Source organism: Spongiibacter thalassae (assembly GCF_012272835.1).
GTDB lineage: Bacteria > Pseudomonadota > Gammaproteobacteria > Pseudomonadales > Spongiibacteraceae > Spongiibacter > Spongiibacter thalassae.
The window spans coordinates 1-25,143 of record NZ_JAAWWK010000002.1; the positions used below are offsets into that span (position 1 = coordinate 1).

21 protein-coding genes, 1 tRNA gene and 1 pseudogene are annotated in these 25,143 nt (G+C 56.3%); 6 read left to right on the top strand and 17 right to left on the bottom strand.

Annotated features, from left to right (window positions below):
* Positions 1 to 307 (top strand): IS66 family transposase (locus HCU74_RS04125; protein WP_168449168.1); only part of this gene is annotated, 307 nt, incomplete at its 5' end.
* Between the two features lie 213 nt (positions 308 to 520).
* Here the strand turns inward: HCU74_RS04125 and HCU74_RS04130 are convergent.
* From HCU74_RS04130 to HCU74_RS04150, 5 genes and pseudogenes are all read right to left on the bottom strand, one after another.
* Positions 521 to 1,366, bottom strand: a complete 846-nt coding sequence (locus HCU74_RS04130; protein ID WP_168449169.1) for a hypothetical protein — start codon at positions 1,364 to 1,366, stop codon at positions 521 to 523.
* A pseudogene (locus HCU74_RS04135) lies at positions 1,359 to 1,686 on the bottom strand (integrase core domain-containing protein); the annotation flags it as partial. The gene HCU74_RS04130 and the pseudogene HCU74_RS04135, both read right to left, overlap by 8 nt.
* Positions 1,687 to 1,767: 81 nt before the next feature.
* Positions 1,768 to 4,287, bottom strand: a complete 2,520-nt coding sequence (locus HCU74_RS04140) for a S8 family peptidase (RefSeq protein ID WP_168449170.1) — start codon at positions 4,285 to 4,287, stop codon at positions 1,768 to 1,770.
* Between the two features lie 8 nt (positions 4,288 to 4,295).
* Positions 4,296 to 5,297 carry an AAA family ATPase gene (locus tag HCU74_RS20285; protein ID WP_168449171.1) on the bottom strand — a complete coding sequence of 334 codons (1,002 nt, stop codon included), beginning with the start codon at positions 5,295 to 5,297 and terminating at the stop codon, positions 4,296 to 4,298.
* A gap of 320 nt (positions 5,298 to 5,617) precedes the next feature.
* Positions 5,618 to 5,694, bottom strand: a tRNA-Ile gene (locus HCU74_RS04150).
* A gap of 243 nt (positions 5,695 to 5,937) precedes the next feature.
* Here HCU74_RS04150 and HCU74_RS04155 point away from each other — a divergent pair.
* From HCU74_RS04155 to HCU74_RS04165, 3 genes are read left to right on the top strand one after another with little or no spacing between them, the layout of a single operon-like run.
* Entirely contained in the window at positions 5,938 to 7,812 is a 1,875-nt protein-coding gene (locus HCU74_RS04155) for a response regulator (protein ID WP_168449172.1), read from the top strand.
* A gap of 36 nt (positions 7,813 to 7,848) precedes the next feature.
* A complete protein-coding gene (locus HCU74_RS04160) occupies positions 7,849 to 8,223 on the top strand; it encodes a response regulator (protein ID WP_168449173.1) in 375 nt (124 codons plus the stop codon).
* Entirely contained in the window at positions 8,220 to 10,436 is a 2,217-nt protein-coding gene (locus HCU74_RS04165; RefSeq protein ID WP_168449174.1) for an ATP-binding protein, read from the top strand. Before HCU74_RS04160 ends, HCU74_RS04165 begins: the two co-directional genes overlap by 4 nt.
* Before the next feature lie 3 nt (positions 10,437 to 10,439).
* Here the strand turns inward: HCU74_RS04165 and HCU74_RS04170 are convergent, their stop codons facing one another.
* The 5 genes from HCU74_RS04170 to rpsU form a co-directional block, all read right to left on the bottom strand.
* Entirely contained in the window at positions 10,440 to 10,976 is a 537-nt protein-coding gene (locus HCU74_RS04170; RefSeq protein ID WP_168449175.1) for a hypothetical protein, read from the bottom strand.
* Between the two features lie 62 nt (positions 10,977 to 11,038).
* Positions 11,039 to 12,835, bottom strand: coding sequence for an RNA polymerase sigma factor RpoD (gene rpoD, locus HCU74_RS04175; protein WP_168449176.1), 1,797 nt, complete (start codon positions 12,833 to 12,835; stop codon positions 11,039 to 11,041).
* 104 nt (positions 12,836 to 12,939) lie between these two features.
* Entirely contained in the window at positions 12,940 to 14,817 is a 1,878-nt protein-coding gene (gene dnaG, locus HCU74_RS04180; protein WP_168449177.1) for a DNA primase, read from the bottom strand.
* A gap of 59 nt (positions 14,818 to 14,876) precedes the next feature.
* Positions 14,877 to 15,329, bottom strand: coding sequence for a GatB/YqeY domain-containing protein (locus HCU74_RS04185; RefSeq protein WP_168449178.1), 453 nt, complete (start codon positions 15,327 to 15,329; stop codon positions 14,877 to 14,879).
* 138 nt (positions 15,330 to 15,467) lie between these two features.
* Positions 15,468 to 15,683: a 30S ribosomal protein S21 gene (gene rpsU, locus HCU74_RS04190; protein ID WP_168449179.1), complete on the bottom strand. Its 216-nt coding sequence runs from the start codon at positions 15,681 to 15,683 to the stop codon at positions 15,468 to 15,470.
* Between the two features lie 187 nt (positions 15,684 to 15,870).
* On the opposite strand from rpsU, the gene tsaD reads away from it, so the two are divergent.
* Positions 15,871 to 16,920 carry a tRNA (adenosine(37)-N6)-threonylcarbamoyltransferase complex transferase subunit TsaD gene (gene tsaD / locus HCU74_RS04195; protein WP_168449180.1) on the top strand — a complete coding sequence of 350 codons (1,050 nt, stop codon included), beginning with the start codon at positions 15,871 to 15,873 and terminating at the stop codon, positions 16,918 to 16,920.
* Positions 16,921 to 16,928: 8 nt separating this feature from the next.
* On the top strand, positions 16,929 to 17,288 hold the full coding sequence (gene folB / locus HCU74_RS04200) for a dihydroneopterin aldolase (protein ID WP_168450011.1): 360 nt from the start codon (positions 16,929 to 16,931) through the stop codon (positions 17,286 to 17,288).
* On the opposite strand, the gene HCU74_RS20165 is transcribed toward folB, so the two are convergent.
* The 7 genes from HCU74_RS20165 to HCU74_RS04235 all read right to left on the bottom strand — a co-directional run bounded on the left by HCU74_RS20165 (position 17,285) and on the right by HCU74_RS04235 (position 25,100).
* Entirely contained in the window at positions 17,285 to 18,370 is a 1,086-nt protein-coding gene (locus tag HCU74_RS20165; RefSeq protein ID WP_168449181.1) for a tRNA nucleotidyltransferase/poly(A) polymerase-related protein, read from the bottom strand. The genes folB and HCU74_RS20165 overlap by 4 nt on opposite strands.
* A 90-nt stretch (positions 18,371 to 18,460) precedes the next feature.
* The gene (locus HCU74_RS04210; protein WP_168449182.1) at positions 18,461 to 19,270 is read right to left on the bottom strand and encodes a symmetrical bis(5'-nucleosyl)-tetraphosphatase; all 810 of its coding nucleotides are present in this window, start codon (positions 19,268 to 19,270) and stop codon (positions 18,461 to 18,463) included.
* A gap of 6 nt (positions 19,271 to 19,276) precedes the next feature.
* Positions 19,277 to 19,654 carry a Co2+/Mg2+ efflux protein ApaG gene (gene apaG, locus HCU74_RS04215; RefSeq protein WP_168449183.1) on the bottom strand — a complete coding sequence of 126 codons (378 nt, stop codon included), beginning with the start codon at positions 19,652 to 19,654 and terminating at the stop codon, positions 19,277 to 19,279.
* Between the two features lie 19 nt (positions 19,655 to 19,673).
* Positions 19,674 to 20,468: a 16S rRNA (adenine(1518)-N(6)/adenine(1519)-N(6))-dimethyltransferase RsmA gene (gene rsmA / locus HCU74_RS04220; RefSeq protein WP_210425116.1), complete on the bottom strand. Its 795-nt coding sequence runs from the start codon at positions 20,466 to 20,468 to the stop codon at positions 19,674 to 19,676.
* 5 nt (positions 20,469 to 20,473) lie between these two features.
* Positions 20,474 to 21,460: a 4-hydroxythreonine-4-phosphate dehydrogenase PdxA gene (pdxA, locus tag HCU74_RS04225; RefSeq protein ID WP_168449184.1), complete on the bottom strand. Its 987-nt coding sequence runs from the start codon at positions 21,458 to 21,460 to the stop codon at positions 20,474 to 20,476.
* 3 nt (positions 21,461 to 21,463) lie between these two features.
* Positions 21,464 to 22,729, bottom strand: coding sequence for a peptidylprolyl isomerase (locus HCU74_RS04230; RefSeq protein ID WP_168449185.1), 1,266 nt, complete (start codon positions 22,727 to 22,729; stop codon positions 21,464 to 21,466).
* Complete coding sequence (locus HCU74_RS04235; RefSeq protein ID WP_168449186.1) at positions 22,722 to 25,100, bottom strand: LPS assembly protein LptD; 2,379 nt, start codon at positions 25,098 to 25,100, stop codon at positions 22,722 to 22,724. Before HCU74_RS04235 ends, HCU74_RS04230 begins: the two co-directional genes overlap by 8 nt.
* Positions 25,101 to 25,143 lie beyond the last annotated feature (43 nt).

Sequence of the window (25,143 nt, forward strand, 5' to 3'; positions counted from 1 at the left end):
CAGAGCGATCGCCTACAGCTTAAAACGCTGGGACGCCTTAACCCGCTGTCTCGATGACGGCGCCGTGCCCATCGACAACAACTGGGTGGAAAACCAAATCCGCCCCTGGGCACTCGGGCGCTCGAACTGGCTGTTTGCAGGGTCATTGCGTAGTGGGCAGCGTGCGGCAAATATCATGACCTTGATCCAGTCAGCCAGGATCAACGGCCTCAATCCGCAGGCGTATTTGCAAGATGTGATGGAACGGTTGCCAACGCAGAAGGCCTCTAAAATCGAAGAGCTGCTGCCGCACAATTGGACGCCTTGATCAACCGGGGATTACCGGAGGCTTACGTATCGCCCGTGAAAACCGGGTCATTGCTTTACTCCGCCTGAGTCGCCAATGTCATTTTGCTTTGAGCCAAAGGATAGCAACGCGACCCGAGAAGATGAATTCCAGGCAGGGGTCTGTCCCCGCTTTTGAGGGGACAGACCCCGTTGGGTGGTTAGAACCCGTTATGCTTACAAGAATAAAATCTGTTCATGACGCCATAAGCTGGCCGGGCTGGTGCATTGAAGTTTGGCCATGTCCATACAGGAACATGGCTTGGCCGACGTCCCAGAGCTCTATACAGTTACCAATCGAAATATATAGAAAAATTAATATGGCGATGAAAAGGCTTACTTTCGCGATGGTTCTAGCGTATTTCCGAAGCCAAGCTTTGTCTGAGATATAAAATTCAGATTGCCAACGAAGGTACATCCCGGGGAGTATGAAGGTTGTGGAAGCTAATACAGTGAGATGAAGTCCTGAGATGAATTCACTTTCACTGTAGGCCGCTCCAGCAACTCCAGTTGTGAAAAATCCCAGCATGAAAAGAAGATTTGATGGCCCCTTGAAGATGAACGTGGCGTGCTTTGCTGCGTTGTTAATTTCATTATGCTTTTCTGGATTTACTGAATATAGATAGAAACACACGAATAATCCTAAACAAGCTACCGCAAGATCCAGAAGAATTTTATCAGCCAAAAAGTCTTCTGCGGATAATATTTCCGTCAATATTGGATGGACTTCCGAATACGTAATTATATTGCTGATGAATGTTGTGTGGTATACCGGGATGAAGTACTTCAGGCCAATGATAAAGCAGATTAACCAAGAGGACGCATTTGTAGTTGAAAGGATTTTCTTTCGGTTGCTATAGAGCCACTGAAATATATTAAAAGTTCGATTGATGGAGGGCGAGCTTCTCATCTTCATCAGAGTGTTCGCATGGGAATCTTTAAGTTCCTGAGGTTCTGCAGCTTTTTGGGCTGTTAATATCAATCTTCGAATGCGCTGACCTTTCCCCAGAGTTAGTACCACGACCCCGATGAGATTACCCAAAAATTATGCCGCCTGCAAATGCAACAGGTGGCAAATAGTCCAGAGAGCTGTGGGGGCGCATGGTTGTAGTGGTGCCTCCACTGATTGATCTCTGCCTTGGCTTCTTCCATTGATCTAAACCAGTGACGGTTCAAGCATTCGTTTCTGAATTTTCCATTCAAGCTTTCAACGAAAGCATTCTGCGTCGGTTTTCCAGGCTGTATGAATCCAAGCTTTACGCCTGATTCCTGACTCCAGAAGAACATGGCCTTGCTGGTAAATTCGGTGCCGTTGTCGCAGATAATCGTATTCGGTTTGCTGCGAGTCTCGATTAGCGGGGAGCACGTCAAGATCCCTTTCATCTTGAGACACAGCATTAAAATTGGCTTGGGTGAAGCTTCATTCCATGTTTATTGTTCATTTTAAGTTTCAATAGAAATGTTTACCAGACTCTCTACTTCGGAATAAATGTCGATTTCTTGCTCTGGCGTTTCGATGCTTACAAGCAGGCTGAACTTAACTTCATTTTTCCATCGATCTTCCGCTGTTCTATATTTCCACCATCCCCCTACTGGGAAGATGGCAATCGTGTGCATATCGAGCAAGTCTCTAACAGTGCCTATCCAAGTATCAGAATGGATAGAACCTCGGGTACGTAACTGGCTTCCTAAGAACCAGCCATCGTTATCACCCTCTGGGCCGTCATATTCTTCCAGTTCTACCAATCCGTTAATGTATGCCCGAAAGTTATCTAATTCTTGTCTAGGCCGAATTGTTTCAAATCTTAAACCATGAGATTGGTAGCTGTATCGAGATCGATAACCTCGTCTTCCCGGGTTTGGTTCAATGAAGTAGGATAATGTGACTCTGAGCTTTACCTCTGTTTCCAGTGGCAATTGGCAAAGTGATTCTTGAGGCCAAGGTAACTGGTAGAGCTTCATCTTATTTAGCTTAGGGTCAGTAGAAGCTGTGGCGCCATCTTTCATGGTAAAAGGCTGCAGCTCTCCTTCAGCTACCAAAGTAAGAGCGTTATCTGTGCTATATCGAGCCTTCTGGAGAGAAGGGACCCCGTATCCAACAGTACGTAGAAGATTTTCTTTTGCAATCTTTGGACTATGCATACCACTAAGAAGTACAAATCGCTCCATCATTCTAGGAGTCCATTCTGAAGAATGAACAATGAGTCCTCGAATGGTCTCAGGCCATAGGTTTGGATACTCAGATCGGAGTATTGCTGCCTGCCGAGAAATCAACGCGCACGCAGCACTCGTATCTCCATTTCGCTCAAAAAGCTGCCCTTCTGTCCTTCCTGATGTAGTAAGCAATGAAACTACATCTTCAGTACTTACTTCTGTTTTGTCCGGGGACAGTAACTTATTACCCCCTTCGGCAACCACCTCTGGTTTAAGTGGGGCGTGTTTTTTCCAGCGCCAATTAACGGAAGAGCGGCTGGATGGAGCGACATCCCCTGGGCTTGCGAAAGGGGACCAGCCAACAAGACGAGGGTCGTCATTGGTCGTCATTTCTGTGTAAGCACCGACTGTTAGTGCATTCCAGGCTTGAGCCGGGTCTTCGATCTCGGCGAGACAAGCTTGATCCCAATAATCAGGTGATGGTTGGACGTTTCGGTTGTTGCCTGCCGAAACTACAAATAAGCGGCGGTGTCCATCCTCCATGCCTGAGCAAAATTTATCAATTTCGGCAGACCAAGATGACGGTTGGCCGCTTTCCCTTTCATGATCTGATGTCACAGCTAAACTATAAACTCGATTAAAATTTGGCCTGTCAGTTTCAAGCTTATATGCTGCGCCCACAGTGATAGCCCCATAGAGTCGAGGCTCGTTTTCTCCTACAGGGGGCAAAATTCTCGCTGACTCTAGAATGTGGGAAAGATGAATTGGTTCGTCATGTAACACTATTTCCATCAAATTACCAAATGCAGCCAAGCCCGCCTGTAAGGAGCCGTGATCATTGTAGGGAGCAAAGTGGTTGCAATTATCATAATTTGGCCAGTCAGGATCCCAGGAAACCGAGTATTCCTCGCTACATACGTGTTGCAAAAGTGCGTGGGTGTAATTCACACCTGTATCTAAAATAGATACGGCACATGTCGCCTCTTCAGAAATTTGAATTCTCTGAGCGATGTTTTCTGCCCATTGGGCTTGTTCAACTGGGGATGATTCCACAATTGGATTTGGCGTTTCTTTAGCCTTGCGTAGTTCCTCTAAGTTACCAATCAACTCAGGGGCTTTCTTTAAGTCATTTGCAGAACAGTGGATTAGAAAAACTACGGTATTAAAGAAGGTAAGTGAGGTGTTGCTTAGAGTAGCGTTTAAACGTTCTGAAAGCTGAATTGCGATTTCACTAGCATTTCGGTTACTGGTTTCTTTCAACCAAATTTCCCACCAAAATTTCGCGTTAAGATCTTCAGGATAGAATTCATCAGGATCCGTCCAAAACGACTGTAAATTGGCGAGCTTTATTTCTGAAATACTGTCAAGCAAGGTATGGTTTTTAGGGAAAACTTCACCATCTTTGGTTGGTTTGCCGTCTTTTCTTGGGTCTAAGTACTGACGAACTTTTTTAAGGAAAGCTGCCCTTCGTGCTTCAGGAATAAAGACAGTCGCAACCTCTCTGTCTCCTTGCAATTTATGAGCTCGTAACTTGAAGTCTCTATTGTCTAAACTATCGAGTGGGAGCTTGCATCCAGCTTCGCTCAGAATTTCGACATAAATACCAATGTCTTCTGTGATAGGAGTGGGCCTGTCTTTTTCAATATGCTCATATTGATTTAAAACGGCTTGATACTGACCTTGAAGGCCTGCCCCGTGAGAGTTTCTATTGTGTACTGGAACGCTAGAGCCGCGGCCTGTTCGTTTGGATTTAAATGGTTCTTCTTGAAAAAACCGGCCAACATTTACATGCTTCCTGTTGCTAGCCATATCTGTCCTTATTTTTCTTTGCTTGTAGAGGAGCTTCCTGAACGGCGCCTATTAAAGGCCTTCAATAAAATCTCAGTGGATATTTTTTCCTTGAAGTTTAGAACAGCTTCTTTGGCAGCATCTTCACATGATCTGGTGATTTCTGCTGAACTCAGTCCCAGGGCAGATTTTGATATTTTATCCCAGTCGAGTTTGGCGGTATCAAAAATTGACAATCGGTTCTTGATGAGAAGAGAAATTTGCTCCAGCTGAGGTTTTTCGAATGGAATAATGTCGTCAAATCGTCTGTAAAGAGCTTGGTCTAGAAGCTCAGGGTGATTCGTTGCTGCAACGATAATGCTTTCTGAATAATCTTGCTCGACAAACAATAGAAAGGAGTTCAGGACGCGCCTGATTTCTCCTACGTCATTAGGCGCGCCTCGCTGAGTTCCAATCGCATCAAACTCGTCAAAGAGATAAACTGCACGAGTCTGCTTGATGTGATCAAAAATCAATCGAAGCTTGGCTGCAGTTTCTCCCATGTATCTGGTAATGAGGTTGTCTAACACTATGGTGTATAGAGGCAGTTTTAGCTCTGTAGCCAACATTGCGGCTGACATGGTTTTCCCTGTTCCTGGAGATCCAGTAAAAAGCAGTTTTCTCCTAGGGTGTAGCCCAAAGCGGTTGAGTTTATCCTTTTGTCTCTGTTCAATTAAGACTTGCTCTAGGCGCTCCTTAATGTCCTCTGAGTAAACGAGCTCACTAATTCTGACGATTGCCGGGGTAAGCTCTAGAAGCCCTTTTAGCTCACTTTTTGGTTGATGAGAGAACGGGAGGGGCTTCGAAGATGCGACACCTAATTTTGAATTCTTTTGAGACTTTTCAACAAGGGTCTTTATATCGTTTGCAAGCTTACTATGACCCTGCCGCGCTTCCTTCGCTGCAACTTGCAGAGCAATAGAATAAAAGCGCTCATCGTCACGATCTGCATGACTTTTTAGGAGTGCTTTTAATTGTTCCGCTGTGGCCACGTGCTTAACTCCAATATATAGGCGACCGAGAGATTGCTACGCCACCCAACTTTCAAATTCTATCAATCTCTACATTCTAACTTTCAACTTAGCAAGCTACCACGTTTATTCAACAAGTAAGAAAAATGGAGGTTTTCTATACGCTACTTATCGTCACGCCGCTTTCAATGTAACCCCGTTGTAACCCAAGAAAAAGTAGCGTTCGGTGCTTTGATGAGTGGTGTTGGAGAAGATTGATTGGGGTTACGTCTCTCTGAACCCTGGGGGAAATGATTGAAAACTGGAAAAAATTCTCTAAGCTTTTGATTTTATGGTTTAAATGGTGGGCCTGCTCGGACTTGAACCGAGGACCTAACGATTATGAGTCGTGTGCTCTAACCAACTGAGCTACAGGCCCATTTAAACTTTTTTACCCCTTGGCCTATTGATTATGAGTCGGATGCTCTAACCAACTGAGCTACGGGCCCGCAAGAGGGGTGTTTTGCCGGGGAGTCCCGCAGGCAAAAGCGAAGTGGCCGCATTATAAAGAGGTGGATCGGGTAATGCCAGTTTGGCGAGGCTAAATCTCTCCTTGCGGTTATGCCTTTTTACTGGTGCACTGCCATAATTGGCAGGTGTGACACGGTAATCGGGGTTGTGTGTGGACGACGGTAAACGGATTGAGAAGGCTTATCTGGAAAATATGCTGCAGAGCTTGCACGCGGCGGTGGCGGCGATGTCGGCGCGGGTGAATACGGTGCTGAGCCTGTTGCCTGAGGGTGATGGCGGCGTCGGCGACGCGGAGCATATGCAGCGGGCGCTGGCGGCGATGCTGGAGGCGCTGGGGGAGTTCAGCCGCGACGAGGGCGCCGATGATACAGGGCTGTCGCGCTTGCGTCACGATTTACGCAACAGCATTGGCATTGTCGAGGGCTATGCGGAGATATTGCTGGAGGATCACGAGGAGCCGAAGCTCTGTGCCGAGCTGAGGGAAATCCCGACGATGTCGCGACGGTTTCAGGCCAGTCTTGATGGCTTTCGGGTGCCCGCGATCGATGACGAGTCCACCGATCCCATTGCCTCCATTTTCAAGAGCTTTCGTCGCGGTCTGGGCGGTGCCCAGCGCAGCACCGAGCCGGCGACGCTGCTGGTGGTGGATGATAACGAAAGTAGCCGGGAGCTGCTGGCCCAGCAGCTTCAGCGCCAGGATCATCTGGTTATCGAAGCCGCCAGCGGCGAGCGTTGTCTGGAGGTGATGCGCAGCGCCTCGCCGGACCTGGTGCTGCTGGATCTGGTGATGCCGGGCCTGAATGGTTACGAGGTGTTGCAGGAGATTCGCCGCGACGAGCAGTTGCGGCGAATTCCAGTGGTGGTGATCAGCGGGGTGCAGGACGAGGGTGGTGCCATCCACTGTATTGACGCGGGGGCCAGCGACTATTTGATTAAACCGGTGAACGCGACCCTGTTAACGGCGCGGGTGTCGGCGCTGTTGGAGCGCAAGGCATGGCAAGATCGCGAGCGGGAGTATCTGGCGGAGCTGGAAAAGAGCCAGCGTTTTATCCGCAAGGTGTTTGGCCGCTACCTGTCGGATGAGATTGTGCAGCGCTTGCTGGATAACAGCGACGGTCTGAGCCTTGGTGGCGAACGCCGTCGAGTAACGGTGTTGATGGCGGATATTCGGGACTTCTCGCTGATTAGTATGCGCCTTGAGCCCGAGCGTTGTGTGGCGCTGTTAAACAACTACCTGGCGGTGATGACCGAGGTGATACAGGGTTTTCGCGGCACGGTGGACGAATTCGTCGGCGACGGTATTCTCGCGGTTTTCGGCGCACCGGTGAGTGAAGAGGATGACAGCGATCGGGCACTGGCCTGCGCCGTGGCAATGCAGCAGGCTATGGCTGAGGTGAATCGGCGCAACGAGGAGGAGGGGCTGCCGCTGATCGAAATTGGCATCGGCCTGAACACCGGTGACGTCGTCGCCGGGAATATCGGCTCTGAACTGCGCAGCAAGTATGGCGTGGTAGGACACAACGTCAATTTAACCTCGCGAATAGAGTCCTGTACGGTGGGTGGGCAGATTCTGGCGTCGCCAGCGACACTGGACCTCTCCCGGGTAGAGGTGTTGCGGGGTAGTCAGTTTGATGTGGTGGTGAAGGGGCTGGATGAGCCGCTGAAGCTCACCGAAGTGCTCGGTGTAGGTTTGCCCTACGACCTTCTGCTCGAGGGCGCAGACGTGCGCTGGAAGGCGCTCGCCTCCTCGCCGGAGAATGTGCGTATTTCGCTGTTGTCGGGCAAGCGGGTAAGTTCCGAGCGCATCGCCGTAAAGATACTGGCAGTGCGCAGTGGTGCCCTGCGTCTGTCGATTCCGGCATCCCTGGAACTGCCAGCGGATGTCTGTCTGTTTGGCGTCGGCAGTGATGGCCTTTATGGCAAGCTGGTGCAGCAGGAGGGTGATTGCTACGTGATGAAAATCACCACCCACAGTCAGGAAGCCAGTCGCTTGCTGGAGCCGTTGATCGCGCCGCCCAAGCACTGATACTCCCAATTCCCTTTGCGAAAGATAGTGGTAACTATGCCGTCAATCTTGCTTGTTGAAGACAATGAAATGAACCGCGATATGCTCAGCCGCCGCCTGATCCGCAGGGGGTTTGAGGTGCATCTGGCGGTAGATGGTCAGCAGGGCCTTGATCTGTCGCGCAGTTTGCGCCCCGACCTGATGCTGTTGGATATGAGTCTGCCAGTGAAGGACGGCTGGCAGGTCGCCAGGGAAATGAAGGCCGACGAGGTGCTGCGGAGCATTCCCATTATTGCCCTCACCGCCCATGCCATGGCAGACGACCGGCAGCGGGCGATGGCGGCGGGATGCGACGACTATGACACCAAACCGGTAGACCTGCCTCGTCTGCTGAGCAAAATCAGTGCCTTGCTGGGAGAGGCCCCCCAGTGAGCTTTACCCGCCGTTTAACGACCTCTTTTGTTTGTATTTTGTGTCTTTCCCTGGGCAGTGTGCTGGTACAGATCTGGGGGAATGACACCCGTCGACGCAATGTCTGGCTGTTGCAGAGTGTGATTAACACCCAGGCGGAAATGAATAATTTCAGCCAGTTGCTGCACAGTACCCAGCGCAAGGTGAGGGTGATTGAGGCGCTGAGTGCCTCGGGCACCGGCGCGCAACTCAGTGCGGAAGAGCGCCGCGAAGTGGAAATGGCGATTACGACCCTGACCCGTTTGCAGGCCACATTGAACCGGGATCTGCGCGAATATATGGAGGCTGACAGCTATGCGGTTCTCTCGGCTCAGGAGCTGTTTGCCGGTTGGCGCGCCTATGTTCACGGCGAACAGGAGGGTATTGTCGGGCTGGCGGTGCTCTACGATCGCCTGAGTGCGCAGCTGCGCGAAAACGAGTTGAGCCTGCTGATTCGCTCCGACGAGATCAACGCCAAGCTGAAAGAGATCGTCAGCCTGACCAACAAGGTGGCGCTTGGGGTGTTTTTGCTGGCCCTGGCTGTCACTTTCGCGCTGGGCTATTACATTACCCGCTATACCCGCCGGTCGATTCGGCAGTTGCAGAAGGGCACCGCGGAATGGGGTAGCGGTAACTTCGACTACAACATTGCCGATATGGGCAGCGATGAGTTCGGCCAGCTGGCGAAGTCCTTTAACGACATGGCCGCCAATCTGCGCACGGCCATGAGCCGCGTGCGCGAAGCCAGTCGCCGCGCCGATGCGGCTAACCAGGCCAAGAGCGGATTTCTGGCGAATATGAGCCACGAGCTGCGCACGCCGATGAACGCCATTATCGGCTATTCAGAAATGTTGCTGGAGGAGATCGAAGACGACGAAGCGCTGCCGGCGATTGAATTGCAGCCAGACCTGGAAAAGATTCAGCTGGCGGGCAAACACCTGCTTACTTTGATTAACGATGTGCTGGATATTTCAAAGATCGAGTCTGGTCGAATGGCGGTTTACTGGGAGTCCATCGACCTGAAAACCGTATTGAACGATGTGGAAATTACCGCGGCGCCGTTGATGGATAAAAACCGCAATCGCCTGCATTGCGACTACCAGGTGATGCATCGGGAAATTCGTACCGATGTCACCCGCTTGCGGCAAATACTGCTCAATCTGTTGAGTAATTCCGCCAAATTCACCCGTGAAGGCGATGTGTATCTCAAAGTGTGGGAGGAGCAGCTCGGCGAGCAGCAATGGCTGTGTGCCGAGGTGTCTGATACTGGAATCGGCATGGATGAGGCCCAGCTGGGCCGTGTGTTCGACGCCTTCGTCCAGGCGGATTTATCCACCACCAAGCAGTACGGTGGCTCTGGCCTCGGTCTGACGATTTCGCGAAAGTTTGCGGAATTGCTGGGTGGGGGGCTGAGCGCCAAAAGCGAGCCGGGTAAGGGCTCCAGCTTTCTGTTGAAACTGCCTCTGAATGGCGAGCACCACGCGCTGAGCGCGGCAGAAGATGGCAGTGGGGTAGGCGATGTATTGGTCATTGATGACGACAGCAGCGTGCTGGACCTGGCGCGGCGCAGTCTGCAGCGGGACGGTTACCGGGTACGCACGGCTGCCTCCGGGGCAGAGGGGCTGGCCCTGGCCGATGAGCAGGTGCCCGATCTGATTATTCTCGATGTGATGATGCCGGTGATGGATGGCTGGCAGGTGTTGCACGCCCTGCGCAGCGACGACAAGCTGGCGAGGGTGCCGGTGCTGATGCAGTCGATGCTCAATGAACGGGATCTCGGGCTGTTGCTGGGCGCCAATGAATATCTGGTCAAACCCGTCGCCAGGGAGGAGCTGGTGACCGCCGTGCGGGAGCTGGTGCCGGTCTCGGCGGTGGGCAATCTGTTATTGCTGGAACAGGGTTCGGCCTTGAAGGAGCTGATCGTTCAGCTGCCTGGTGCTGAGCACTGGCATATCTACCACAGCGCCGATGTTGCGCAGACGCAAATCTGGTTGGCGGAGCGGCCCTGGCAATTGATCGTCATCGGTCCCCATGAGGACGATACCGCCGTGGGTCAGTTTCTCACCCAGCTTCAGCACTCCCAGTGGCGTACTGTTCCGGTGATGCTGGCGCGTACCGAGGCTGATACCAGTGTGCTGGAGTCGCAGCTGAGCCTGTACCTTCGCCGGGAAAAGAAACCCAAAGTCAGTCAGTAGCGGCTATTGCAAAGACAGCCGTCGCAGCTGCTCCAGCGCCCGTTGCAGTGAGTCGATTTCCCGGCGCAACTGAGCCTGAATTTCGCTGGCCTGGCTGTTGCGCTGGGCCGCCTGCTCGAGCCTCACCTGAATCTCTACCGCTGAACTCAGTGCGCGGAATAATTGCTCCTGTTGGCGGTCTTGCTGGCCCATGGCGTTAAGCTGGTCCAGTGATAACAGCGCCAGGGAAATGTCGCCTCTGGGGTTGTTGCGATTGAGCTGTAACAGAATCAGCTCGGCGAGGGCATCGCGGCGCAGAGTGTCTCGGGTGGGATTTTTGAGCAGGCGTTGCAGCTCGGTTTCGGCGGCGAGGTAGTGCCCCCGCTCGATAAATTTGCGTGCACCGTCAAAAACCTGCTGCCGCTGCAACTGTTCGTCAGACAGCGCCGGGGGCGCAGGGGCGGCTTCGGGAGTCGAGGAGCAGGCGCTCAACAGCGCGACACCGAGCAGGACAGAACAGGCCAGCAGGGCAGGGCGAAATCTGGGGGTGTTGCGAATCACTGAATTGTCCTCGAATAGCGTACCGGAAAACAACAAGGCAGCCCGCAGGCTGCCTGAATTGTTTATTCGTCGAGGAAGCTGCGCAGATGGTCTGAGCGGGTGGGGTGGCGCAGCTTGCGCAGCGCCTTGGCTTCAATCTGACGAATTCGCTCACGGGTGACATCAAACTGTTTGCCGACCTCCTCAAGGGTGTGGTCGGTGTTCATGTCGATGCCGAAACGCATACGCAGTACCTTGGCTTCCCGGGCGGTCAGTCCGGCGAGGACTTCGCGGGTAGCTTCACGCAGGCCCTCTCCTGTCGCGGAATCAACCGGCGAGGAAATGGTGTTGTCTTCGATAAAGTCGCCCAGATGGGAGTCTTCGTCGTCGCCAATGGGGGTTTCCATCGAAATGGGTTCCTTGGCGATTTTCAGCACCTTGCGCACTTTGTCTTCAGGCATTTCCATGCGTTCGCCGAGCTCCTCTGGCGAGGGTTCGCGGCCCATTTCCTGCAGCATCTGCCGTGAAATCCGGTTGAGCTTGTTGATCGTTTCGATCATGTGGACCGGAATACGGATGGTGCGGGCCTGGTCGGCAATGGAGCGAGTAATCGCCTGACGAATCCACCAGGTGGCGTAGGTAGAGAATTTGTAGCCGCGACGGTATTCAAATTTGTCGACCGCTTTCATCAGGCCAATGTTGCCTTCCTGAATCAGGTCGAGGAATTGCAGGCCGCGGTTGGTGTACTTCTTGGCGATGGAAATTACCAGACGAAGGTTGGCCTCAACCATTTCCTTCTTGGCGCGACGGGCGCGGGCTTCACCAATGGAGATGCGACGGTTGATCTCCTTGATGTCGGCAATGGTCAGGTCCTGACGCTGCTCGATGGCGCCAATCTTGTTCTGAATACGGGCCAGCGCGTCTTTGTAATCTTCCAGGCGCGGGTATTTCTTGATGTGCTCGTTGATCCATTCGATATTCGCTTCGTTGCCCTGATAGCTGCGAATGAATTCCTTGCGGTCCATGCCGGCGTTTTTCACGCAGATCAGCATGATTTCCTTTTCGAGAGCGCGAATTGAGCTCAGGGTGGTGCGCACTGACTCGATCAGCGGATCGAAGATCGCCGGTGTCAGTTTAAAGAATTTGAACAGGTCGCCCAGTGCCGCGAGTTCCTTGGCGGTCTGCTTGCTGTAGCGGCCGTGTTCCGCAATGCTTTGCTCGACCTTTTCAAACTGCTCGCGCAGGGCGGTGAAGCGAAGGCGGGCTTCTTCCGGGTCCGGGCCAGAGGGGGTGTCATCGTCGTCGTCAGCGGCCTCGGCGGCTTCCGCTGCTGCGGCGGCCTGGGCCTGGGGCGACGGCACATTGTCGGCGGGGTCGAGATAGCCGCTCATAATGTCGCCGAGGCGGCGCTCTTCGGCGAGAACCTTGTCATATTCAGCCAGCACGCTGCTGACAACGCCGGGGTAGTAGGCCAGCGCGGCCATCACATCGCGAATGCCTTCCTCGATGCGCTTGGCAATAACAATTTCACCCTCGCGGGTGAGCAGCTCCACAGTGCCCATTTCACGCATGTACATACGCACAGGGTCGGTGGTGCGACCGGTTTCGGTTTCTACTGCAGCCAGTGCGGCAGCGGCCTCGGCGGCGGCGATGTCGTCGGCAGAGTCGCCGCCGGTCATGATCAGGGTGTCTTCATCAGGGGCGTGTTCGAACACCTGAATACCCATGTCATTGATCATCTGAATGATTTCTTCGACCTGATCCGGATCGGAAATGTCTTCGGGAAGGTGGTCGTTGACTTCAGAGTAGGTGAGGTAACCCTGCTCCTTGCCCTTGGCAATGAGTTGTTTGAGGCGCGATTGATGAGTTGAGTCATTCATTCTTGCAAAATACTCGTAGGTGCAGGTGAAAAATAGCCGCGTATTATACTCCAGCAACACCATCTACGACCAGTTAAATCAAGGCCGGTTCGTAAATGATCCTGTCAGCGTTGGTGCTTTCGCTCTAATAATTGCTGAATGGCGCGCAGTTTTGATTTTGCTTCGTCGCTGAGTTCAGCGTAGTTCGCTCGGTGGGCTTTGTCGACTTCCTCGCTGTCGCGAAGGGCCTTGAGCTGCTCTTCAAGTTGCAGAACGTCTTTTCGGCGCTCGAAGTAGTCTATTGTATCAAAAAAAGCCTGCTTCGCGCGCTCGTCATCGAGGCTGGGGCCAAGTAATTCAATGGTTTTCAGCGCCTCGGTCAGCAGTTGGTACTCTTTTTGGCCGTGCCAGTGGCCCAGTAGCATGGCAGTGGTTGAATCCGGGCGTTTTCGCAGAAGATCGAGGATGTTGTGTAGCAGTGCAGCGGCGGGAATATCGGTATCCCACTGGTGGTTGGTGCTGTATTCGCGAGCGATGTTGCCGGGGGTATACAGCAGCATGGCAAGGGCAAACAGGTTGGCGTCGCGCTGTCCTTCGGGCAGCTTTTTAATCAGTTTGCCGGATCGGGGGGCAGTATCTGTGGCGGCGCGGGAGGCGGTGTCAGGGTCGCGGGGCGGAGCGCTCTGCGGCGGCGTCGCCTCTCGCTGCAGCTCTTCCAGGGCCTGGCGGCGCAGGCCGCTGCGCTTGGCCAGCTCCTCAATCATCAGCTCCTTGAAGACGCCATTGGGTAGCTGGGCGAGCATCGGGCTGGCCTGCTTCGCCAGGCGGGCCTTGCCCTCCATGCTGTTGGTGTCGAACTGTTGGGCGAAGCTGTCGAAGAAGTGGCTCTCCAGCGGTGCGGCCTGGGCGACCAAGGCCTCAAAGCCGGTGCCGCCGACCCGCCTGACGGTGTCGTCGGGGTCCTCTCCCTCAGCCAGGAACAGGAAGCGGATGCTGCGGCCATCTTCCATAGTGGGCAGCGCGTTTTCCAGGGCGCGCTGTGCGGCGCGGCGGCCCGCTTCGTCGCCGTCGAAGCAGAAGATAATCTCGCTGCAATAGCGGAATACGGTGCGCAGATGGTCGCTGTTGCTGGCGGTACCCAGGGTGGCGACGGCACAGCGAATGCCGTGCTGGGCGAGGGCCACCACGTCCATATAGCCTTCCACGACGATGACCCGTTCGAGCTTGCGGTAAAACTGCCGCGCCTCGTAGAGTCCGTAAAGCTCGCGCCCCTTGTGGAAGATGTCGGTTTCTGGGGAGTTCAGGTATTTGGGTTTGTCGTCGCCCAGCACCCGGCCGCCAAAGGCGACGACCCGGCCGCGATTGTCGCGGATCGGGAACATAATGCGTTCGCGGAAACGATCGTAGAGCTTGCCGTCGTCATTCTCGATCAGCATGCCGGCGTCGAGCAGTTGTTGGCGGCTCTCCTCGGTGGTGCCGAATTGCTTGAGCAGGTTGTCCCAGCCCGGCGGGGCAAAGCCGATGCCGAAGTCGCGGCTGATCTGACCGCTGAGACCGCGTTTGCGCAGGTAATCCACGGCGGTCTGGGCCTTGGGATGGTCGCGCAGTGCCTTCTGGTAGTGGCTGGCGATTTGTTCCATCAGGTCGAAGATGGTTTTTCGTCGCGCCTGTTGCTGTATTTGCTGTGGCGAGGCCTCCTCCCGTGGCACTTCGATCCCCGCGCTGTGGGCGAGGCTGTCGATGGCGGAGGGAAAGTCCTGGCGGTCGTATTCCATCAGGAAGCCAATCGCATTGCCGGCAGCGCCGCAGCCAAAGCAGTAGTAAAACTGTTTGTCGGGGTTGACGCTGAACGAAGGGGTTTTTTCTTCGTGGAAGGGGCAGCGAGCGCTGTAGTTGCGACCCGTTTTCTTCAGTGAGACGCGGCGATTGATAATATCGACGATATCAACCCGCGACAGCAGGTCGTCGATAAATGCCTGTGGAATGCGTCCTTTAGCTGCCACGTATCAAGCCCCGGTAATGGCCCGGGCGGGTGCCCGGTGCGGCGCGGTCGAGGTGTTGTTCAGCCCAGTCGAGCTTTTATCAGTCGGCTGACTTCGCCCATGTCGGCGCGACCCTGCACGGCGGGTTTCAACTGTGCAACGACCTGGCCCATTGCCTTGATGGAGTCGGCGCCGGTGTCGGCGATGGCCTGGCTGATAAGTTGGTCGAGCTCATCGGCGCTGAGCGGGTTGGGCATGAAGCTCTGGATAACTTCCATTTCCTGGCGCTCTACGCTGGCCAGGTCCTCGCGTCCGGCACCTTCGTACTGGCTGATCGAGTCGCGGCGTTGCTTGCACATCTTGTCGAGCACGGCTAGGCAGCGAGCATCGTCAATTTCAATGCGCTCGTCTACTTCGATGCGTTTGATTTCGGACAGAATCAGTCTTACCGCCGACAGGCGCTCTTTGTCCTTGGCGCGCATTGCCGCTTTCATGGCATCGCTAAGGGTTTGCTTGAGGCTGGGCTGGCTCATGGCTGGGGCCTGTGTCAACGTGGATGTAAATATGGTCGCCGTGAATCAATCGCGCACAATGCAAAACGGGCGACCTTATGCCGCCCATATTGCCGTCTTTCGTTGTTGCTGCGGAAAGACTGATGTTACTGCTTGATCTTAGTACAGGCGCTGCTGCTTTTTCATCTCGCGAGAAACTTTCTTCGCGTGACGCTTAACGGCTGCTGCGGCTTGACGCTTGCGCACAGAAGTGGGCTTTTCATAGAACTCGCGACGACGAACTTCTGCAAGTACACCGGCTTTTTCGCAAGAACGCTTAAAGCGGCGTAGTGCGATATCAAATGGCTCGTTTTCTTTGAGTTTGACTGAAGGCATTCGTTAAACCTGTCCTGATTGATATTGGCAATGTGTTCGGGTTGCGCCGCCAAAACATTGACGACACTCTAAGGGCGCAGAATTCTAAACGCTCATTGGTAAAAAAGCAAAGTAAAAAGCGCTTGATCTGGTGCGCTTAAGTTGAAATCAGTATCATGCGCGCTAATTTCGCTTCGGGAACAGTGTTTTGCGGGTATTGGGACTGGAAAGCTCCTGCGATGAGACGGGGGTGGCTATCTATGACAGCGAGCGTGGCTTGCTGGCTGACGCCCTGTACAGCCAGGTGGCCCTGCATGCGGACTACGGCGGCGTGGTGCCAGAGCTGGCGTCCCGCGACCATGTGCGCAAATTATTGCCGCTGATCCGCGAGGTGCTGGCCAAGGCGCAGCTGCAGGGCAGCGACCTCGACGGCGTTGCCTACACCGCCGGGCCGGGGCTGGCCGGGGCGCTGATGGTGGGGGCCTGCGCAGGCCGGGCAATGGCCTATGGCTGGGGGGTGCCGGCGCTCGCCGTTCATCATATGGAAGGTCATTTGCTGGCGCCCATGCTGGAAGGCAATCCCCCTGAATTTCCCTTTATTGCCTTGCTGGTGTCCGGTGGCCACACCCAGTTGGTGCGGGTCGATGGTATTGGCCAATACCGAATGCTGGGCGAATCGCTGGACGATGCGGCAGGTGAAGCCTTCGACAAGGCGGCAAAAATGCTCAATCTGGGCTACCCCGGTGGCCCCCAGCTGGCGCTGGCGGCAGAGTCCGGTGATGTGTCCCGGTTCACCTTTCCCCGGCCGATGGTGAATCGCCCTGGGCTGGATTTCAGTTTCAGTGGTTTGAAAACCTACACCATGAACACCGTGGCGGAATGTCGGGGTGATGGGGTATTGGCCGAGACCGATCGCAATGACATCGCTGCAGCCTTCCAGGAAGCCGTGGTGGATACGCTGACGATCAAGTGCCTGCGGGCCTTGAAGCAGGAGCAGCTGAAATCGTTGGTCATTGCCGGTGGCGTGAGCGCCAATCGCGCCCTGCGGACGCGGCTAGAGCAGCGGCTGGCGACCATCTCCGCGCGGGTATTCTATGCCCGTCAGGCCTTCTGTACCGATAATGGCGCGATGATTGCCTACGCGGGTTGTCAGCGACTGTTGGCCGGGCAGAGTGAGGGGCTTGCGGTGCAGGTGCGTCCGCGCTGGCCGATGGATGAGCTGGCTGACTTACAGGGTAATGGGGGAGCTGCGGAATGAAGGCGGCGATGGATATTGTCTATGTGCGTGGCCTGCGCATCGATACGCTGATTGGCATTCACGATTTCGAGCGCGAACACCGGCAAACGGTCGTGCTCGACCTGGAGCTTGGCTACGACATTCGCGCCGCGGCTGCCAGCGAAGACATTACCTTGACCCTCGACTATCAGGCGATCAGCGAACGCCTGTTCGACTTTGTGCGCGCCAGCGAGTTTCTGCTGGTGGAAACCCTGGCGGAGCGCTGTGCTGAATTGATTCTGCGGGAGTTTTCCGTGCCCTGGCTGCGCCTGAGGCTCAGCAAACCAGGTGCGCTGCACTATGCCGACGATGTGGGCATAGTGATCGAACGGGGTGAGCGGAGCGGCTAATCTGCCGCCTGCATCATTTCTTCCAGGCAGGCCCGGCGTCGCTCGCGCAGAGCCTTGCCCAAGGCCGGGCCGCTCAATCCCTCCGCCGAGAGTTCCGCCGCATTAATCTGGCCCATGGCAGTCGCGGCGCGCTGCAGGCGTTGCAGCTGGTCAGCGTTGGCTCCCCTCAGCGTGGCGACGGCGACAAAGCCCTCAAGCTGCTCCGGCCGGCGTAGGTAGTCCAGTTTTTCCAGTAGCGCCAACCACTCCGGTGGCTCGGGTAAAGGCAGTAGTTCGGCGCAGCGAACGGCGAGCAGGCTGGCTGCTTTATTGGCCTTGAGTCGCTCACACAGCTCGGCGCAGTGTGTGCCACTCAGGGTACTGCAACTCAGTGCAAAGCGTTGATCCAGGGTGAGGCTTTCCGCAGAGGCCCTGTCGAGCAGTTGCAGCAAGGGCTCATCGAGCTGCTCTGCCCAGTTCGGGTAGAGGGCAGGCAGGGCCTGGCAGCGCATCAATACGCGAAAGAATTCACTCGGATGGCGCTCGCTCAGCGCCTTGTACAGCTCCGTGCCGATGCGTTCGGGACTGAGGGTGGTCAGTTCACCGCTGAGTGACATGCGGGTCATTAGCGCCAGGGTTTCGTCGGCGACGCGAAAACCCAGGTGGGCGTAGCGGGCGGCGAAGCGGGCGACCCTGAGTACGCGCAGTGGGTCTTCCTGAAATGCCGGCGACACATGGCGCAACAGGCGCTGGTTCAGGTCTTCGCGCCCGCCGTAGGGGTCGATGTAGCGGCCATCGGCGGATTTGGCGATGGCGTTGATGGTCAGGTCGCGGCGCAGCAGATCTTCTTCCACGGTGACTTCCGGGCCGAAATCGCAGACAAAGCCGTGGTAGCCTTTGCCGGACTTGCGTTCCCGCCGGGCGAGGGCGTACTCGTCCTTGCTATCGGGGTGGAGAAAGACAGGAAAGTCCTTGCCCACCTGCTGGAAGCCCTGGTCGAGCAGTTCCTCGGGGCGAGCGCCAACCACCAGCCAGTCGTGCTCGTGAAAGGGGTAGCCAAGAAGTTCGTCGCGGACCGCGCCGCCGACTAAATAAATCTGCATGGAGCTCCGCTTGTCAGAGGTTTCGGGCGAACGGAGAGTATACGCGACTCGATGGCGACTCTTCGAGAGGGCGGAGTTGATGGCGGGTATTCAGGCGCAGTCGCAGCGATGTTTCTCGCCACTGTCCATATTGAACAGGGTCATGTGACGCCCCCACACACAGCCGCTGTCGAGGGCGATAATATCCTCGCGCCCGGTGCGGCACTCCAGGGCTGCCCAGTGCCCGAACAGCAGTTTCTCCCGGCGTGGCTGGGCGGTTGGCCACTGGAACCAGGGGCGATAGCCCGCAGGGATGGTCGCGAGGCCTGATTTGAACGCCAGTTCGAGTTTCCCATCTGCCGCGCAAATACGCATGCGGGTCAGGTGGTTGGTGATGCAGCGCAGGCGCTCATTGCCCTCCAGCTCGTCTTGCCAGCGCAGTGGAGTGTTGCCATACATCTCGCGGAAAAAATCCGCGCTGTGTTCGCTGCGCAGGGCCTCTTCGACTTCGCGACTCAAGGCCAGTGCCTTGTCGCTGGACCAGTGGGGCGGGATGCCGGCGTGGCTCATAAGATAGCGGCCGTCGTCGGTGCGCAGCACCAGTGCCTGCTGCTGCAACCAATCCATTAATTCGTCGCAATCCGGGGCATTCAGCAGGGCTTCCAGGGTCGGGTGGCGGCCGCGTTGGGTGTAGCCCCGAGCCAGGGCAATGCAGTGCAGGTCGTGGTTGCCGAGCGTAATGCGCAGGCTGTCGCGGATACGGTAGAGAAAGCGCAGGGTGTCGAGGGAGTCGGGGCCGCGATTGACCAGGTCGCCCACCAGCCACAGCTGATCGCGGGCGTGGTCAAACTCAACCTCGTTTAACAGGCACTGCAGGGGCTTGAGGCAGCCCTGTAAGTCGCCGACGGCGTAACGTGTCATTGTCGGTCAGTGGAGGGCCGAAGGCAGCACCAGCGAGAAGACCCCGATGGGTGCAATAAATGGCCGACCGGCGGCGGTAATCATTTCGTAGCTGCCCTCCATAGTGCCCACGGCGGTCGCGATCACGGCGCCTGAGGTATAAGTAAAGGATTCGCCGGGCTCAATCAGTGGCTGTTTACCAATGACGCCTTCGCCCTGAACTTCCTGCACGTTGTTGTCGCCGTCGGTGATAATCCAGTGACGGCTGAGCAGGCGCACGGCCTCGTCGCCGGTATTGCGAATGTCGATGGTGTAGGCAAAGGCATAGCGCGCTTCGGCGGGGTCACTCTGTTCTGGCAGGTATTGGGTTTCCACCGTGATGTCTACTGGAGCTGTATTGGGCATTGGAATCCTGATTGCTGGCTTACTGTGTTGCTGTGTGGTGTACATGATTGGCAATCTGTACAAACTCCGCCAGGCTGAGCCGTTCCGGGCGGCTGCCGGAGTCGATGCCAAGCGCATCGATTTGATCGGCAGAGATTACGCTCTTCAATGTGTTACGCAAGGTTTTTCGGCGCTGGTTAAAGGCTTCGCGCAGAATATTCTGCAATACCGTGACGTTGTCGGCGGGGCAGGGCAGCTCGCGGTGGGGTGTCAGCCTGACGATGGCGGACTGCACCTTGGGTCGTGGTGAAAAGCACTCCGGCGGTACCTCGAAAAGTGCGTCGATATGGCAGTAGTACTGGGCCATGATGCCCAGGCGGCCATAGGTTTTGCTGCCGGGTTGTGCGGCGAGGCGGTCTACCACTTCCTTTTGCAGCATAAAGTGCATGTCGTCGATGCACTGGTGAGCAGATAGCAGGTGAAAAATCAGCGGGGTCGAGATGTTGTAAGGCAAGTTGCCGACCACCCGCAAGCGATTGTCTCCGGCCAGGGCGGGAATATCGAACTTCAGGGCATCGCCCTCGTGCAGGTGGAAATTGTCCTGGTCGCCAAATTTATCCATCAGAATCGGCAGCAGATCCCGGTCCAGTTCAATAACGTCCAGGTGACAGCCGCTGTCTACCAGCTCGCTGGTAATCGCGCCCTGGCCGGGGCCGATCTCCAGCAAGCGCTGGTCGGGGCGGGGGCCAATGGCTCGAACGATTCGGCTGATAATGCCCTGATCGTGCAGAAAATTCTGGCCAAAGCGCTTGCGCGCCCGGTGCTGTTGCGTCATAGCGATTAATTCCGGCTGTGGTTGGCCATGGAGATGGCGGCGTTCAGGGCAGTCAACATGCTGCCGACGTCGGCGCGGCCACTGCCGGCGAGGTCGAGGGCAGTGCCGTGATCCACGGAAGTGCGAATGATCGGCAGGCCAAGGGTGATATTAATGCCCTGACCAAAGCTCTGGTATTTAAGTACTGGCAAGCCCTGGTCGTGGTACATGGCCAGCACAGCGTCGCACTGATCCAGGTGTCTGGGCGTAAATGCCGTGTCGGCGGGGAGGGGGCCGATCAGTGTCATGCCCTGCTCGCGCAGGGCGTTAAGACAGGGGATGATAACGTCGATTTCTTCCCGCCCCATATGACCGCCTTCGCCGGCGTGGGGGTTGAGGCCGAGCACCATGATGCGCGGTTGTGGCAGGCCAAAGCGCTGTTGCAATTCGCCCTGCAGAATTTGCAGGGTGCGATTCAGACTTGTATGGGTAATGGCCGTCGGTACGGCGCTCAGCGGAATATGGGTGGTGACCAGGGCCACCCGCATTTTGTCGCTGGCCAGCATCATCACGACTTTGTCGACACCGCAGCGCTCGGCGAGAAACTCGGTATGGCCGCTGAAGGGAATGCCGGCGTCGTTGATAACAGATTTCTGCACTGGGCCGGTAAGCATGGCGTTGCAGTCGCCACTCAGGCAGGCGTCGGTGGCGCTGCGCAGGCAGTCGAGCACATAGTGGGCGTTGGCGGTGTCGAGTTTGCCAGGCTGTGCAGGGCTTGCCAGCTTCTGGTGGAGCACTTTCAGTGACCCCGGCGCCGAGGGGGACGGCGGCAGGGAGACGTCGAAGGGCTCAAGAATAAGCGGCAGGTTCAGTGCGGTCGCCCGTTGTTGCAGCAGTTGCGGGTCGGCAACGGCGACCAGTTCGGCGGGGTGCTGCTGTTGGGCCAGTTGTACCAGTAGTTCAGGGCCTACGCCGGCGGGCTCCCCCGGCGTCACGGCAATGCGCGGTGTCATTACTTAAATTTTGATATCGACATAGGCTTCGCTGCGAATTTTGCGCAGCCAGATGTCGAGCTCGTCCTGGTATTTGCGTTCGTGAAGCACATTGCGCGCCATGCGCTCACGGAGCTGGTCGCTGACGTCGTGCTGCCGGCGCTCTACCACTTTAATGATGTGCCAGCCATAGGCTGACTGAACCGGCTCGGTGATGGTGCCAATGTCGGCGTTATCCATCGCTTCCTGGAATTCCGGTACCAGCTGGCCGGGTGAGGTCCAGCCCAGGTCGCCGCCTTCCTGGGCGGAGCCGATGTCCTCGGAGTACTCCTTCGCCAGATCGCGGAAGGATTCGCCGTTCAACGCTCGGCGGCGCAGTTTTTCCGCCAGTGCACGGGTTTCGGCTTCGCTGCGAATCGCCGAGGGTTTGAGCAGAATATGGCTGGCGCGGGTTTGTGCGACCAGTTCGTTAAGGCCACGGCTTTCCAGCAGCTGGATAACATGGAAACCACTGGCGCTTTTCAATGGCTCAGAGACGTCACCGTCGCGCATGGTGGGGGCGACCTTGGCGAACAGCGAGGGCAGGTCGGTTTCCCGGCGCCAGCCGAGGTCGCTGGTGTCAACGCCGGGGGTGGTAATGGCGCTGTATTTGTCGCCCCGTTTCAGTCGTGCACGGATCGCGAGGGCTTTTTGCTCGGCCTTGGCGCGCTCGCTCTCACTGGCGTCGGAGTCCACCGGAATCAGTACGTGGGCAAAATGATATTCGGGTGCTGTGCGGGCGCGGCCCTCTTCCGACTCCAGGTAATTTTTCACCTCCTGGTCGCTGATTTGGATGCGTTGGTTAACATTGCCCATTTGTACCCGCTGCAGAATCATTTCGCGGCGGATTTGTTCGCGCACCGCGCGGTAGGAGGCGCCGCTGTCGAGCAGGGCCTGGCGAAACTGCGACAGCGTCATATTGTTTTTGGCGGCGACCCGGCTGACCGACTCGTTCAGCTGCTCGTCATCTATGCGCAGGCCCACACGGTTGGCCATTTGCATTTGAATGCTTTCAAGAATCAGCAGGTCGAGAACTTCCTTGCGCAGTTGTTCTTCTTCGGGGCCCTGTTGACCGGAGCGGGCGATATTGCCTTTGACGGTTTCCACCCTGGCTTGCAACTCACTGGCGAGAATAATGTCTTCGTCGACAATGGCGGCAATGCGATCCAGCCATTGGGTCTCGGCCTGGGTACCGAGGCTCAGCAGGCATGTCGCCAGTGCGAAGAGGATGTGCTTGGGGAATTTAATCATTTGCTTGGTAACCAAAAATGCTTTCTTGAAGAACGCTTGAGACGGCTGTTCCGAGCCCGCCCAGGCCTTTGAGTTGGAATTCTATCAACACTGCCGAGTTGGTTTTTGTGTCGCTGATATTAGACTCGGTATCGTCATCGGGTTCCAGTGCCTGCTGGAAAACAAAGCGGGTCAGCCAGCAGCAGTTCTGGTACTCCGCGCCGATCAGGTTTTCCAGCGGTCGGTTTTCGTCGATATCGTACTGGGTTTTGGCAAACAGATGCCACTGGTTATTCAGCGGCATTGACACCGAGGCGTCCGCTTGTTGAACGTCTCGCTCCAGGCCGCCAAACTGGTTGCCCTCACGGCGAAAACTGTAGCCGAGGTTGAGCAGCATGCCATTGTCGCTGCGTCGATGGTAGCTCAAATTGGTCTGGTTGAGGTTGCCGTGACGGGCGTCGAACAGCAGGTCAGTATTAATGCTGTGGTCGTCAGTCGGCAGCAGGCGCATTTGTGCAGCGATATCCGAGTTGCTGGATTTGCGCTCCTCATCGCCGGGCAGCTGCACGCGGCCGTCTTCAAAGTAGTACAGCTGACCGAGGCTGAGGTTGAGAAACTCTCGTCCTTGGTCGTTGTTCAGAAAGCGGCTGCTGACCCCCAGTGCCAGCTGGTCGGCGTCACCCAAGCGGTCGTGGCCGGTGAAGCGGGTGTCGCGAAACAGCTGTTGGTAGGTAAAGGTCAGTGCGGCGCTGTCGAAGTCCGGGTGGTCGCTCTGGTCGGCGTACTCGGCGCTGCGATAGAAAATGCGCGGCTCCAGGGTCTGGGTGAGGCTGGTGTCGTTGACGTCCAGCGCGCGCTCAAAGAACAGGCCAGCATCCACGCTGAACTGATTGCTGTTGGCGGACGGAGTTTCGTCCATGCCGGGCTGGTTGTCGTATTCCAGTTGGTAGGCGACGTGGCGAGATTTCAGTGCCGGTTCGATAAAGCCCCAGCGCCAGCGCATGGGCAGGCTGGCACCAACCGTGCCGTAAAACCGTTCGCCGGTCACTTTGGTGCCACCGTCGCGGATGGCGTCGCGGTGGTCGAAGCGACTGTATTCAAACTCCATTGAGGGTTCGAACTGGAAGTTTCGCGCCGGTGACTGGTAGGTGAAACTCAGCTGGGGCAGTTTCTGATAGGGGTCTTCAACGGCGGCAATGGTCTGGTATTGCTGCACCTCGAATTTGCCGCTCCAGTTATCGGAAAAGTAGCGCAGCTCCGCCTGTTGGTTGAGGTGGGTGCTGCGTTTGACCGCGAGGTTGGCCAGGCCAAGGTCGTTAAAGTAGTCGTCGTCGCTCACCTTGGTGTAATCGATATAGGTGTGCCAGTGGTCGTCGATATAACCCTCTTCACTCAATCCCAGCAGCCAGCGGTCGTCGTCTTCGCGTTGGTCATTGGGTAAGTAGCTGGAGGTCAGTGCCCACTCCGAGTAGGGGTTGAGGTAGCGAAATTCCGAGCCAAGTGCTTCGCCGCGCTGTTCGACAAAGCGGGGGGTCAGGGTCAGATCGTAATTGGGGGCCAGATTGAAGTAGTAGGGTACGGCGATGTCCACTCGGCCGTCGGACAGTCCGAAGGTGGGGAACAGGAAGCCGGTGGCGCGGCGGTCATCGACCGGAAAATTCAGGTACGGGGTATAGAACACCGGGTAATCGTAGATGCGGATACTGGTGCCACGGGCGACCCCGCGTCCGCTGTCGTAGTCCAGCTCGATGGTGTCGGCGTGGAGCGACCAGGTTTCATTGTCGGGGGTGCACTGGGTGTAGCTGGCGTCTTCCAGCTCAAACACGCCAAAGCTGGGTCGGGCGATGCGCCCCGCTGCGCCCCGGGCGCCGGTTTGGTAGCTGAGAATTTCCGCCTGCTCAAGGCGGCCCAGTCCGCGATTGGTATCCAGTTCGGCCAACTCGCCGCGCAGCATAAAGCCGGGTTGGCGCAGCTGCACCCGGTCGCGCAACAGGATGGTACTGTCGCTGCGATTGTAGCGGGCATAACCCGCATCGAGGCTGAGGTTGCCCTTGCGCAGCTGCACGTCGCCGCTCATGGTGGCGTTTTCACCGAGCGATTCAATGGTGTCAGCGGAGACCACCAGCGGCGCTTTGTCAGGAGAAATATCGGCGCCACTCCAGTCCCGGGCCGGCTCCACAAAGCGGCCGTTGCATCCGGGTGAAAGTTCGCAGGTGGTCTGCGCGGGGAGATAGGCCTGTGGCACCCAGTTCCAGTGCCGGTAGTAGGGCGGCAACTCGGCAGCGTCGATATTCAGCTGAGCATCGCTTACGGGGCCGCAGCGTTCAGGGCTGTCAGCTGCGGCATACAGGCTGGCGGCACTCAGAGCGAGCGTTAGAATTGGGCGAAACACAGGCATTCTTATCGGCTATCGGGTGCAAATTTATGGGCGAATT

What these genes read in the sequence shown, in the direction of transcription:
- pdxA (WP_168449184.1), bottom strand. Translation starts at nt 21,460, where the DNA reads ATGACACCGCGCATTGCCGTGACGCCGGGGGAGCCCGCCGGCGTAGGC.
- HCU74_RS04160 (WP_168449173.1), top strand. Translation starts at nt 7,849, where the DNA reads ATGCCGTCAATCTTGCTTGTTGAAGACAATGAAATGAACCGCGATATG.
- rsmA (WP_210425116.1), bottom strand. Translation starts at nt 20,468, where the DNA reads ATGACGCAACAGCACCGGGCGCGCAAGCGCTTTGGCCAGAATTTTCTG.
- HCU74_RS04230 (WP_168449185.1), bottom strand. Translation starts at nt 22,729, where the DNA reads ATGATTAAATTCCCCAAGCACATCCTCTTCGCACTGGCGACATGCCTG.
- rpoD (WP_168449176.1), bottom strand. Translation starts at nt 12,835, where the DNA reads ATGAATGACTCAACTCATCAATCGCGCCTCAAACAACTCATTGCCAAG.
- HCU74_RS04210 (WP_168449182.1), bottom strand. Translation starts at nt 19,270, where the DNA reads ATGACACGTTACGCCGTCGGCGACTTACAGGGCTGCCTCAAGCCCCTG.
- HCU74_RS20165 (WP_168449181.1), bottom strand. Translation starts at nt 18,370, where the DNA reads ATGCAGATTTATTTAGTCGGCGGCGCGGTCCGCGACGAACTTCTTGGC.
- folB (WP_168450011.1), top strand. Translation starts at nt 16,929, where the DNA reads ATGGATATTGTCTATGTGCGTGGCCTGCGCATCGATACGCTGATTGGC.
- HCU74_RS04185 (WP_168449178.1), bottom strand. Translation starts at nt 15,329, where the DNA reads ATGAGCCAGCCCAGCCTCAAGCAAACCCTTAGCGATGCCATGAAAGCG.
- HCU74_RS04140 (WP_168449170.1), bottom strand. Translation starts at nt 4,287, where the DNA reads ATGGCTAGCAACAGGAAGCATGTAAATGTTGGCCGGTTTTTTCAAGAA.
- apaG (WP_168449183.1), bottom strand. Translation starts at nt 19,654, where the DNA reads ATGCCCAATACAGCTCCAGTAGACATCACGGTGGAAACCCAATACCTG.
- rpsU (WP_168449179.1), bottom strand. Translation starts at nt 15,683, where the DNA reads ATGCCTTCAGTCAAACTCAAAGAAAACGAGCCATTTGATATCGCACTA.